4 protein-coding genes are annotated in these 13,202 nt (G+C 62.0%); 1 reads left to right on the top strand and 3 read right to left on the bottom strand.

Annotated elements, in window-relative coordinates; genetic code table 11:
* Window positions 1–35 precede the first annotated feature (35 nt).
* A complete protein-coding gene (locus ACHZBS_RS05635) occupies window positions 36–1,652 on the bottom strand; it encodes a hypothetical protein (protein ID WP_319405546.1) in 1,617 nt (538 codons plus the stop codon).
* 322 nt (window positions 1,653–1,974) lie between these two features.
* On the opposite strand from ACHZBS_RS05635, the gene ACHZBS_RS05630 reads away from it, so the two are divergent.
* Window positions 1,975–10,026, top strand: coding sequence for an SDR family NAD(P)-dependent oxidoreductase (locus ACHZBS_RS05630; RefSeq protein ID WP_319405545.1), 8,052 nt, complete (start codon window positions 1,975–1,977; stop codon window positions 10,024–10,026).
* Window positions 10,027–10,042: 16 nt separating this feature from the next.
* On the opposite strand, the gene ade is transcribed toward ACHZBS_RS05630, so the two are convergent.
* The gene (gene ade / locus ACHZBS_RS05625; protein WP_319405544.1) at window positions 10,043–11,752 is read right to left on the bottom strand and encodes an adenine deaminase; all 1,710 of its coding nucleotides are present in this window, start codon (window positions 11,750–11,752) and stop codon (window positions 10,043–10,045) included.
* Between the two features lie 114 nt (window positions 11,753–11,866).
* Window positions 11,867–13,201 (bottom strand): amidohydrolase, encoded by a 1,335-nt coding sequence (locus ACHZBS_RS05620; protein WP_319405543.1) that lies wholly within the window; start codon window positions 13,199–13,201, stop codon window positions 11,867–11,869.
* Window position 13,202 lies beyond the last annotated feature (1 nt).

The following is a 13,202-nucleotide window of genomic DNA, read 5'->3' as shown; positions in this document are numbered from 1 at the left end:
CAAACGCCCCTGAAAGAAATAAAACCCGTGGGCATTTATCGGTGTTGCCTGGTATCCTTCCCTTCCGGCAGATGCCGGCGGCATGCCAGGGCAAAATCTTCCGGGTAGTGCCCGTTGATCCAGCGCAGCTGGGCTTCGCTGAATGCCCCGGGAGATTCGGGCAGCCTGGGTAAAAAGGCCAAAAGCAACCGCTGATCCTCGTCATCGCTGCCCACGGATTTGGAATATTCAATGGTGGTGATCATGCGGGCCCCCATGCCCTCTAAGACCTTGACGGCGGTTAAGATGCCCCGGTCCAGAGATCGGCGCATGGGTGTGTCGGCCTCAACGATGTTGCCCACCGCTTTTTTGGGCATCAGCTGCAGCTCCCACTGGGAGGTCTGGGCCTTGGGCACGAATACCATCACCCGGTCGTCTTCAAAAACCACCAGGCGTTGCTCGCCTTGTGTGTTCCCGTCCATTCGCCGATTCTCAATAATCGCCTGCTGATAGCATTCAAAAAAGCCCCTTCCCGTTTCACGACGAAACGCCTTGACGAAATCACCCACCTGATCTCCGCATGCATAGGCCGGAAGAGATCCCTTTTCCGTTGCCAGGGGGACATCGGCCGGGATCAGCGCAAACTGCTGGTGGATCTGCTGGTGGGAGGCATGCAGGCGGTATCCGGTGGGGGCGAAGTCAAACCCGTAATTCCAGCCCCACAGGGTCCGGTTAAACTCAATTTTCTTATTTCCCTTCAATTCAGCTTTGATTTTCAGTCTCAGCCGTTCCAATTCACCACCGGTCAGTGCGCGTCCGCCGGACACGGGGGGTACGCCCAGCAGGTCGGCCAGGCGGGTGTAACTTCGCTGGTAATACAGGTGGCGCATGCCGATCATATCCTGCAGGGAAAGATCCTGAATCCGGTATCGCACGGCGTTATCGGCCATGTTGGCGGCATAGTGGCCCCATGGGATGTAGGAGTTGCGGCGCAGGTATTCCAGCACATGGCTGTCCGGGTTCGATCGGTGCCATTCACCCACAATTTCGCTCTCTCCCTGGGCGCCGGGGCGAAGCACCATGGCCTGCAGATAGGCATGGGGCAGATGGCGGTTGTTGGCCACCGCTTCGAAAAGGGATTCATCCGCAATCACCGCCTTGGCTCCTCCGTCGGATCGCCTCTCATAGGCCAGACCCCAGGGGAGGCCGCTGTTTTCGTCCATGCATAAGGTGCAGGCCATCTGGGCCAGGCAGCGCAGGTCCCGGGCATCGGTGGAAGTCACTGCCAGGGCCAGCTGAAGGGGCCGGGGCAGACTGCGGATAGCCTGACTGGCTGCCCGCTCATCGGGATGATCCTTGAAAAAAGAGATCTCCGGTGCCTCTGGCAGCGTGATGGTTTCGGGGCAGCTCGCACGGGCATCGGCCCAGGTTTTGCCGATGTAGGTGGTGCCCCGGAAGGGGAAGGCGTTGGGGACCTCGAAGATCCAGTCCGCCGCCGGTTCGCGGACCGGTCCGCAGGGAAAGTTGGCTGCATTGCGCTGACGGGTGCCGTCCGGCAGCACTCCCAGGTCGGCCAGGCGTTCCGTCTCCCGAAAATTGTCAGCGGTGAAATGCGGACGGTGGACGCCATAGATAAACCGCCCCGCCGACGAAACACAGGTTCGCAATGTCATGGTCGTGGTCCCTATCATCTGAATGAAAATGGTGTTCTTTATAATATACACTGATTGTCAACACATGTGCCGACGACAACCCACAGCGTGATTCTTTTATCTCATAAACCGCAATTTTTTGCGAGCGTCGAAACCCGGACGGATGAGAAAAGATACTGCCGAAAGCTGGGTGTTCGGCCATTTGGTAACGATATCTGCTGGTTTCAACAATCTGGCATGGATATTTCATAATTACTGCTTCTGTATCCACCCGTTTTGGCAGGCAGGGCTTCAAGAAGCGTCTAACCGTTAGAGATTTTTTTAACGAGAAAGTGAGGCGAAAATGACGCACCGGTCACCGCCACCGGCCATTGCCGTGATTGGACTGGCCTGTCGATATCCAGATGCAGCCACACCCCGACAGCTGTGGGAAAATATCCTGGGCCGGCGGCGGCAGTTCCGTCGTATTCCGGATTGCCGGCTGCCGCTTGCCGACTATTACGATGCGGATAAAAAAGTTCCGGACAAAACCTATGGACGCCAGGCCGCCGTCATCGACGGGTTCGATTTCGACTGGGCCGCACGGCGAATCCCGTTTTCCACCGTACGCACCACGGATATCGTACACTGGCTGGCCCTGGAAACCAGCTTGGCGGCTGTCGCCGACGCCGGGTACACCCGGGAGACCCTGCCCGGAGCGCGCACCGGCGTCATCATCGGCAACACCCTCACCGGCGAGCAGACCCGGGCCAATACCATGCGGCTGCGGTGGCCCTTTGTCCGACGGGCACTGCACAGTGCCGCGCGGACCCAGGGAATGGATGACCGGCAGATCGACCTTCTCTCCCGGACCCTGAAGGACCGATACACCGCCGTCTTCCCACCGGTGGACGAGGACACCCTGGCCGGCGGGCTCTCCAATACGATTGCCGGTCGCATCTGCAACCATCTCAACCTTATGGGCGGGGGTTTCACCGTTGACGGTGCCTGCTCTTCATCCCTTCTGGCCGTGGCCCACGCCGCCTCGCGCATGGTGGAACAGGATCTGGACATGGCTATTGTGGGTGGCGTGGATATCAGCCTGGACCCGTTCGAATTGATCGGTTTTGCCAAGACCGGGGCTCTCACCGACGGCGATATGACTGTGTACGACCGCGGCGGGAAAGGCTTCATCCCCGGCGAAGGCTGCGGTTTCATGGTGATCAAGCCCCTGGCCGCAGCCCGACGGGATGGCGATCGTGTCTACGCGGTGATCCATGGCTGGGGCATCTCGTCGGACGGCGGCGGTTCAGGCATTACCGCTCCCAGCGTATCCGGCCAGGCCCTGGCCCTGGAACGGGCGTACCAGCATGCACCCCATGGGATCAAGGATCTGGATTTCATCGAGGGCCACGGCACCGGCACCACCGTGGGAGACCGCACGGAGCTGGAAGCCATCGCCCGGGTGATTGGACGAATACCGGTGCCCCGCGGCCAATTGCGGCCCTGCGGCATCACCTCCCTCAAGTCCATCCTTGGCCACACCAAGGCGGCCTCGGGCATCGGCGGACTGATCAAGGCCGTGATGGCGGTCAACCGCCGGGTAGTCCCTCCGACCGCCGCCTGCACCGAACCCCACCAGGCTTTCGATGCCGCGGCCAGACGCCTCTACCCCGTTCGCCTGGGTCGGCAGGAACCTGCCGACAGGCAATTGAAGGCCGGTGTCTCTTCCATGGGCTTTGGCGGCATCAACTGCCACATCACGCTGGTTTCCGGGGACAAACCCGACGACATACTGGAACCCGTCCTGGATGAAGGAGCGCTGCTGGCCCATGCTCAGGAGAGCGAGCTCCTGGTGCTTGGCGCCGGCGGCAGGGAAGCGCTGCTGAAAAAAATAGCGGACCTGATCAAGACCGCCGACGGTATCAGCATGGCCGAACTGGCCGACTTTTCCGCAGACCTGAACCGGCAGGAGCCGTCCGACGTTTCCTACAGGGCAGCGATTGTCGCCGGGAACCCTGACGAACTCACCGCCCGACTGCTCCAACTGGAGGCCTCCCTCAGGCGCCATGACACAGACCCTGGCTCCGGGCCGGTCATTGCTCTGGGACCCGATATCTGGCTGGGAAGGGGGGAGGCCAAGTCCCGGGTTGGATTCCTTTTTCCCGGCCAGGGTTCTCAGCAGCTCAATATGGCCCGCGTACTGGTGCAGCGGTTCCCGTGGGCCCGATCGCTGCTGGAACAGGCGGATCAGATTACCCGGGACCTGACCGGTATTCCGGTGAGCCGGCTGATATTTCGGGATGCCGACCGGGCACCTGGTCCCGAAGAGCGGGATCGCTGGCTCAACGTGCTTTCCCGAACGGAAAATGCCCAGCCGGCCATCTGTCTGGCCTCCATGCTGTGGTTTACGTTTTTTACCCGTTTGGGAATCCGCCCTGAAGCCGTCGGTGGACACAGCCTGGGAGAATTGACGGCCTGTTTTGCCGCCGGGGTGTTCGATGCCGCCACGCTCCTGAAATTCTCCGCCCGCCGCGGACAGGCCATGTCCGCTCAATCCGGGGTTCAGGGAGCCATGGTCGGCCTCCGGTGCGACGAATCCACTGCACTGGCAATGATACCGAAAGCCGGTGGATACCTCACCGTGGCCAACCTCAACAGCCCCCGGCAGACCGTGCTTTCCGGAGAAACGGAGGCGGTCCGGGCCATGATGAGAATTGCTCAGGAAAACGGAATCAGTGCCCGCGTGCTGCCGGTTTCCGGTGCTTTTCACAGCCGGCTGTGCGACGATGCCGCCCGGCAGGTGGACGAAATGGCCCTGCTTGCGAAACCGATGGAAAAGGCTGCATGCCGGATCTTTTCCAGCGTCGATGGCGCGATGCTGGAATCGGGACAGCCGCTGAACAAACATTTCTCCCGACAGATCAGGTCCCGGGTAGATTTTATTCAACTTGCCCGAAGCATGGCAACATCCTGTGATCTGATCGTCGAACTGGGACCGGGCCGGGTGCTGACCGGCCTCGCCGGAGACGTTCTCGGTGAGGCGGGGACGGCATGCCTTCCGGTGGAAGGAACTGCCGGCGGTGCCTCGGACCTCAACCGCGCACTCGGTGCGATGTTTGCCCATGGCGTAAAGGTCCATTGGGAAGCGTTTTTTGAAAACCGACTGATCCGTCCATTTGTCCCGGCAGCCCGAAAATCTTTTGTGGTCAACCCCTGCGAAACCCTGCCGCACACCGACAGGCAGGACCCCGGGGCTGACGCCATGCCGGCCGACGACATCCCCACCATCCTGGCTGAAGCCTTCGCCGGGGTTCCCGAGGCGCTGGTCAGCCGCTACCTGGCGGCCAGGGGGGCATTCTTAAACCGGGTGGTCCAGGCGGATCTCTCCTTCTGGGATCCCGAAGCCCTGGCAATGAAACCCGCTGCCGGGGGAAAAGGGGTGCCGGCGGCCGGAGATTCAGCACCGGTACCGGTCCAGACCCGGTTGTTCCGGATGGTTTCCGATGTGACGGGTTTTCCTCTCGCGTCCCTGTCCCGGGAATCCCGGCTTCTCGACGATCTGAACCTGGACTCCATCAAGGCCGGCGATCTGATTGCCCAATTCGCCAGGAGGTGCGGGGTGACTTTCCCCGATCCGGCGCTTCTGGCCAATGCCGCTCTAGGAGAATTGACCGAGGCCGCCCAACGGCTGCGTGGTGATGCTGACATACCAGCCGATCATCCCGCAGTTGACCACAAAGAACTGGGGCGGCGGTTGCTCGCCAGGGTCTCTGAAATCACCGGGTTCCCCACCGCGAGCATCGATCTTTCCATGCGGCTCCTGGACGATCTGAACCTGGATTCCATCAAGGCCGGCGACCTGATTGCCCACCTGACCACGGAGGCGGGTGTTTCGGGTCGTGTGGATGTTCAGTCGCTGGCCAACGCCAGTCTGGCTGATGTGGTTGATCGGATTGCCGCCGGTATGGGGACCGCATCGGCTAAGCCCGTGGATGCCCTGGTTGAGTTGATGCGCCAGGCCGGCAGCCTTACCGGTTTTCCCGGCGAATCCCTGGATCCGGATTTTCAAGTTGACGAGGACCTTCATATGGGGCCGGACAAGCTCAAGACGCTGGTCCAGCGCACGGCAACGGCCATGGAGATCCAGGCTCACGTGGATATGGACCCCCTGCTCACCCGCAGTCTGCGGCAGATCAGTGTGATCCTGAACCGGATGGCCGCCGAACAGCATGGCGCCGGCGCCGGAAGCACCGGCGCCGCACCGGCGCTGGCTGCCGACCAGTCCACCTGGGTGCGCAACTTCAGCATGGATTTGGTGGAGACCCCATATCCCCAGTTTCCCGATACCTGGCAGCTGCGCTCGGAAAATGACTGGCAGAAGTCCCGGGTATTGATTCTTCACAGCGAAGATACTGCGGATGTGGCCGCAGTACTCGGGCAGCAATTCTTTCAACGGGGGGCCTACACCCGGGTACATGCTTTCGAGGCTGAAGACGCGGCCGAAAATGTTCGCGATCCGGACTTTTCCCACATTATTGCCATCCTGCCCAGAAACGATCATCGGGAAACAGACCGTTCGGCGCTGCTGCACCGGCTGATCCGTATGCGGGCCAGTCTGACAACGGTGCCGCCGGCGGCCAGTGCACCGCGACGGCGCACCACCGTAGCCTGGGTTCAGTTCGGCGGCGGCTTTTTCGGCCGGGATGGACGTTTTGCCCGGTTGGATCGGTGTGGCGCCGTGGCCCTGGGTGCGAGCCTTCACCTGGAAAGGGCCGATCTTCGGGTTCGTGTCGTTGATTTTTGTCCGGCGCTGTCGGCAGAGACGATCGCCTGGGAAACCCTGGCTGAGACGATCACCCAGGATAGCTTTGCTGCCGTGGGGTACGATCTGGACCTTACCCGCCGGACGTTATGCCCGCGACTCCTCCAGCCGTTCACTTTTAAAAAACGGGACATCCAGTGGTCGGGCGATGATGTGATCCTCGTCACCGGCGGTGCCCGGGGCATCACGGCTGCCTGCACCCTGGCCGTGGCGCGGGAAACCGGCGTGCGCCTGGCCCTGGTGGGGCGAACCCCGCATCCGGATCAGGCGTCGCCGACTGCCGCATCGCTGGAGATCCGAACGCTTTTGGATAAGTATGCCGCTCTGGGGCTGACGGCCGACTATTTTCCCTGTGATGTGTCGGACTGCGATGCGCTGGCGAAAATGCTGACGGCGGTCAGCGATCGGCTCGGCCCGGTGACCGGAATAATTCATGGCGCCGGGCTCAACCGGCCGCGGCTCACCGGCCAGGTCAAACCGGAGCAGGCCTTTGCCGAAACCGCACCCAAGGTGCTGGGGATGCTTCACCTGCTGGACGCACTCGCGTCCAACCCGCCCAAACTGATTGTCGGGATGGGATCCATCATCAGTATCACCGGCATGCCCGGCAACGGTTGGTACGGATTCTCCAATGAGGTGATGGACATTGCCCTTCGCGGTTTTTCCGCCGACCACCCCCAGACCCGGACGGCCACTGTGGCCTACAGCATCTGGCGTGACGAAGGGATGGGGGCCCGCATGGGCAGTGTGGATCTGCTTCGCGGCAAGGGTATCGATGCGATTCCCACGGACGAAGGCGTCAACCGGTTTCTCAAGGTCTTCACCCATGATCCGGGCAGCAGCCAGGTGGTGGTGGCGGCACGTATGGGGGGAATGGACACCTGGAACCAGGCATTGCCCGATGCGCCCCGGGGGTGCCGATTTTTGGAGCATCAAACCCATCTGACCCCCGGGGTGGAAGCGGTTTTCTCCACCCACCTCTCCCTTGAGACCGATCCCTACCTGATCGACCATCATTTCCAGGGCTCCTATCTTTTTCCCACGGTCTTCGGACTGGAGGCCATGGCCCAGGCCGCCCTTTACTTGTCCGGCCAAACGCAACTGTCGCGGGTTCAGATCCGGAATGTCCGCCTTCTGCGGCCGATCACCGTCGATCCGGAAACAGGCGCCGACATCACTATCCGCGCGACGCTGGCCGAGATGCAAGACGACGGCGAAAGCGTGGTTCATGCCGGTATCCGTAAACAGGGAACCGGGGTTCAGTCGGACTTCTTTGCGGCCACACTGGTCTTCGGTGCGACCGACCGTGCGCCGATGGAAACCGTTGCCCATCCGAACACACCCATGCCCCTGGTGCCGCAGACCGACCTGTACCGGCCCAGCCTGCTTTTCCAGGGAACTCGCTTCCAGGGCATCCAGACCGTCTGGGATATCCGGGAAACCGGTGAGAAAACCGGAACGGCGCTCTTCACCGCCTGCCTGACGCCGGCAGAACAGCGATCAGTTAAAGCCTTTGGTGCGGCCTTTGACGAGAAGAATCGTAGCGGCCTGCATCTGGGCGATGCCTTTTTTACCGATACCCTGTTGCAGAGTGCGGCCCTGCTGGTACCCCAGGACACCAGTCTGCCCGTGTCCATCGACCGCATGGATCTATTTCCTGAATTTTTCAGCGCATCCACACCCGCCACGGTGCGGGTGGAGCTTGTGGGCCAAGAGGATCGGGATCTGGTATACCGGGTGGCGGCGGTGAGCGATGACGGCACAACCAGAGCGGTGCTGCAGGGCTACCGGCTGAGAATTCTCAAACACCACGATGCCTACCCGACGGTGGCCGACCTGGTTTTTCCCGAGGACCGGGACGGCCGTCTGGTGCATCAGGCGATCGAAGAGGCCTGTCGACATTTTTCGGTCAGGTCACCTCTCCTGGAACTGGCCTGTATCCCCGGCATCCATGACAAGAACAAACCGGAACGGCGGGAAGCGGAGCGGCCGATGCTGGAACGGGCCCTGTCTGCCGCGGCCCGGCGGTATGATGTTTCCGCACCGCCGCTGGCAGTCCGGTGGCAGGAGAACGGGAAGCCGACTATTGCCGATGTGGCACCGTCTATTCTGGATCTTTCCCTGGCCCACGAGGACCGGACATGCCTGTGTGTCTGCGGGCCCGGCCCGGTGGGGTGCGACCTCGCCGCCATCACCGCCAGAGACCGCGAAGGCTGGAATGGTTTGCTGGGTGATCACCGATCGGAAGTGCTGGACAGCCTTATCGACCAGGGGGAGGCGCTGGACAGCGCCGGTACGCGTGTCTGGGCGGCGGTCGAAACCCTGGCCAAGGCCGGCGGCCGAGCCGATTCAAGCCTTACGATCATGAGAAAAAAGGACCAGGCGGTATTGTTTGCCGGCAGCGATGGCGGGGGCACATCCATCCGGATCCTCACGCTGGCCATCCGCCTGACCTGGGGGTCACCCCAGATTCTGGCCGTCACGGTCGGTGAACAGGCGGTGCAGCGTGTTCCGGCCCACCTGCTGACCGCGGATTACCCGGGATACGAACCCCTGTATGAGACCCGCCCTTTCGAGATGATCGAAGGCGGTCCCCAGGGCCAACTGGTGTTCGTCCAACGGCTGCCGGTGACCTTCCAGCCCAGCGCCAACCTGAGCCGTACCATCTACTTCTCCAACTTCATCAAATGGATGGGCAATACCCGTGAGGCGTCGGCCTGGCCGGTGCTCGCGGAAATGTCCGACCAGTTTGCCAGCGGTCGCTGGGGCGGTGTGACCAATTACGGCCACCTGAAGATCCTGGGCGAGGCAGGCACCAGCGACCGGATTGAAATTCTCATGTGGGTATCCGACAACAGCGGGCCGGAGAACTCTACCATGACCCTTTCCTACGATTTCCGCAAGATGGTCAAGGGCGGCGGATACCAGCGCCTGGCCTTCTGCAGGTTGCAGACCACCTGGGTGGAGATCCTGGGGCCGGGGGTGGCGAAAGTGGCACCCTATCCCGCTTACTACGGCCAGTTCATCGAAGACATGTGCCCGCAATTCGACGCGCCGGACACCCCCGAACCCTTGCCGGAATCCCTGGGTCACCTGTTCGACGGCGAGGATGATTCTGTCATGTACATGGCGCCGTCCGGGCCCGTAGTGCGCCCCATCGTGCGCGAGCAAACCTTTGAAACCACCCTGTCCCACGCCAACCTGGTGGGCAATATCTATTATGCCAACTACTACGAATGGCAGGGCCAGATCCGGGATCGTTTCTTTTTCGAACTGATTCCGGATTTCTTCGGGGGCATCGGTGAGAAGGGAGAACTGCTGGCCCTGGAGAGCCGTGTGGACCACCTGCGCGAGGCCATGCCCTTCGACCGCGTCCTGCTTACCCTGTCCGTCAAGGAACTGCGCGCCTGCAGTGTGGTCTTCCATGTGGATTACTTCCGTCTCGAACCGGACGGTTCTCGGGTGAAAATCGCCTACGGCATGCACCGGGCCGTGTGGACCCTGCGTGATGAAAGGGGCCGGCCGTTGGCCACCCGATTCCCGGATCGGGTCCGGGCGGCATTTGATGCCGCCATTGGAATGGCTGGATGAGTCCGAACGCCGCTTGCTAAACAAAAAGGGACACGATCTCGAACCGGGTCACATCTACCAGGCCTTTATCGGTCAGTTTCAGGTCCGGGATGACCGGCAGGGCCAGAAAGCCCAGAGTCATAAAGGGGTCGGAAAGGACCGCTCCCAGAGCCTTCGCGGCGGCGATCACTCCGTCCATCTGCTGGCGGACGGTCTCCACCGGCTGGTCCGACATGAGTCCGGCCACGGGAAGGGGCAGGCTGGCCAGGACCGTGCCGTCGTCGACCGCCGCCAACCCGCCGCCCATCTCCACCACGGCCGCCACCGCCGCCTGCAACCCGGCATCTGATACTCCTGCTGCGATTATGTTGTGCGAGTCGTGGGCCACGCTGGAGGCGATGGCCCCGCGCTTCAACCCCAGTCCGGTCACGAATCCCATGCCGGTATGGGCCCGTCCGGTGTAGCGGTCCACCACGCACATTTTGATCACATCCTTGGCCACATCGGCCACGGCCATGCCATCTTTCTCCGTCACATCCATAATTTCGCAGCGGGTAATCACCTGATCGGCAATAGCCCGGATGACGCGTATGCGTCTGCCTTTGACCGGTATGGAAAAATCCAGACTGTGTGGATCCAGCCGCATGGACGGCGGCACGGCCACCGGCGCCGGCCGCTGCACGCCGGGCAGCAGGCGGCCGTTTTCGGCTACCGGTTTTCCCATGTAAAACACCATTTCGGCGCGGATGTCCCCCGGGTCGGAAAAGATCACCAGGTTGGCCCTGCGGCCCGGGGCGATCGCCCCGGCATCCTTGATGCCAAAGTAGTCGGCCGGGTTGATGGTGCCCATGCGGATGGCCGTCAGCGGGTTCAGTCCTTTTGCCACGGCCTTGCGGATCACCGCGTCCACGTGGCCTTCGGCGAGAAGATCGTGGGGATGGCGGTCGTCGGTGCACCACATCATCCGTTGCCAGGTATCCTCGCTGATGATGGGAAAAAGGGCGTCCAGGTTGCGGGCGCAGGTGCCTTCGCGAACCATGATGTGCATGCCCAGTTCCAGCTTTTCCAGCGCCTCGTCGGCCCGGGTGCACTCGTGGTCCGAGGCGATGCCGGCGGCCGTGTAGGCAAACAGCCGGCGGCCGGAAAGTCCGGGTGCATGGCCGTCCATGGTTCGACGGTGGCCGCGGGCCAGGGCCAGTTTGGCCATCACCTCGGCATCGGTGAAGATTACGCCGGGGTAGTTCATCATCTCAGCCAGGGCCACGATGCGCGGGTGATCCATGAAAGGGGCCAGATCGGCTGCATTCAGCCGGGCGCCGGCGGTTTCCATATCTGTGGCCGGTACGCAGGAGGGCAGGGCGAAGAGGCAGTCCATGGGCTGGTTTTCGGCCGATCGGAGCATGTAGTCGATGCCTGCCGCCCCCAGCACATTGGCGATTTCGTGGGGGTCGGCTACCACGGTGGTGGTGCCGCAGGGGGCCACGGTCCGGGCGAATTCGGAGACGCAGGTCATGGAACTTTCGATATGCACGTGGGAATCGATGAACCCGGGGGCCACGCAGCGGCCCTTCACGTCCAGCTTCTCAGCGGCTTCGTAGTCGCCGAATCCGACGATGTAGCCGTCTTTGACGGCGATGCTCCCGTTGGCGACGCGGCCGGAAAAGACATTGACGATCCTGGCATTGGTCAGGAGAAGGTCCACCGGGGTCTCACCGCGGGCGGCAGTGATGATCTTCTCGAAATCCATATTTTTTCCTTTTTGAAACAATGGCCCAAGCTAAAAACGGATTGATTTTCCGGCGAACACCGATGTCAATAAAAGGGGTATTCTCATTCTTTGATTTAGATCGGTCTCCACCCTTCATTTGGCATCTCCATTGAGGCTTGAACGAATATCGCGGGCGATATCATTGACCCGATCGATCACTTCGCCGACGTCGATCGTCAGCAAATGCCTGTCCCTGACTACCGGACTGCCGGCCACCAGCACATGGCGCACGTCGGCGCCGTCGGCTGCATAGACGATGTGGGATTCCGGGTGGTACAAGGGCGTCAGATGGGGAGTGCGGGTCTCGACAACGATGATGTCCGCCTGCTTGCCGGTTTCCAGGGAGCCGATGCAATCCGCCAGTCCGATGGCCCGGGCGCCGTCGATGGTGGCCATTTTCAGCACGCTGGCCGCATTCAGGGCTGTGGGGTCGCCGGTGGCCACCTTGTGCAATTTGGCGGCCGTGCCCATTTCACCGAACAGGTCCAGGTTGTTGTTGCTGGCGCAGCCGTCAGTGCCCAACGACACCGTTACTCCCGCTGACCGCATCCTGGTCACCGGCGCGATGCCCGAGGCCAGCTTCATGTTGCTTTCCGGGCAGTGGGCGACGGCACAGCCCTGCCGGCTGATGGCGGCAATGTCGGCGTCGTCCACCCAGACGCAATGGGCCAGGAGCGTCCGCTGGTCGAGAATACCCAGGCGGTCCAGATGGGCGACGGGGCTGAGACCTTTTTCCTTGATGGATTGCTCCCGTTCGAACCGGGTTTCGGCAACATGCACCTGAAAAACCAGGCCTCGGTCATCGGCGGCGGCCTTGGCGGCCTTGAGGGTGCCGTCGCCGCAGGTGTAGGGCGCATGGCAGAAGATGGACGGGCTGATCAGAGGGCGGCGGCCCGTCCAGCGCCGGGCATATTCCCGGGCATGGGCGATGTTTTGCGACGGATCCTGCACGCCGGGGGCCGGGAAATCGATGACTCCCTGGGCCAGCACGGCCCGCAGGCCGGTTTCAGCGACGGCCCGGGCCACCGCGTCTTCGTGAAAATAACCCCCGCAGCAGCAGGTGGTGCCGGAGAGCATCATCTCCGCGCAGGCGAGCAGGCTGCCCCAGCGCACCGTGTCCGGATTGATGAAGCGGGCCTCGGCGGGGAAGATATGGTCGTTAAGCCAGTCCATCAGCGGCAGGTCGTCGGCCAGGCCGCGGAACAGGGACATGGGCAGGTGGGTGTGGGTGTTGACCAGACCGGGCATGACGATACCGCCGGCCGCATCGATGGTCAGGCGGGCGTCAGGCGGTGCCATGTCCGGCAAGGAGGCTTCAACAGCCCGGATGATGCCCGCCTGAATGCCGATCCATCCCTTTTCGATGATTGACATGCGTTCGTCCACGGTCAACAGGGTGCCATTACGGATCACTGTATCGAAATACATG

Source organism: uncultured Desulfosarcina sp., assembly GCF_963664155.2.
Lineage (GTDB): Bacteria > Desulfobacterota > Desulfobacteria > Desulfobacterales > Desulfosarcinaceae > Desulfosarcina.
Note: the sequence above shows the minus strand (reverse complement) of the source record. Positions and strands in the feature narration are given on the sequence as shown.

Excerpts from the sequence above, each read along its gene's own strand:
- ACHZBS_RS05635 (WP_319405546.1), bottom strand. The coding sequence starts at position 1,652 with ATGACATTGCGAACCTGTGTTTCGTCGGCGGGGCGGTTTATCTATGGC.
- ACHZBS_RS05630 (WP_319405545.1), top strand. The coding sequence starts at position 1,975 with ATGACGCACCGGTCACCGCCACCGGCCATTGCCGTGATTGGACTGGCC.
- ade (WP_319405544.1), bottom strand. The coding sequence starts at position 11,752 with ATGGATTTCGAGAAGATCATCACTGCCGCCCGCGGTGAGACCCCGGTG.
- ACHZBS_RS05620 (WP_319405543.1), bottom strand. The coding sequence starts at position 13,201 with ATGTATTTCGATACAGTGATCCGTAATGGCACCCTGTTGACCGTGGAC.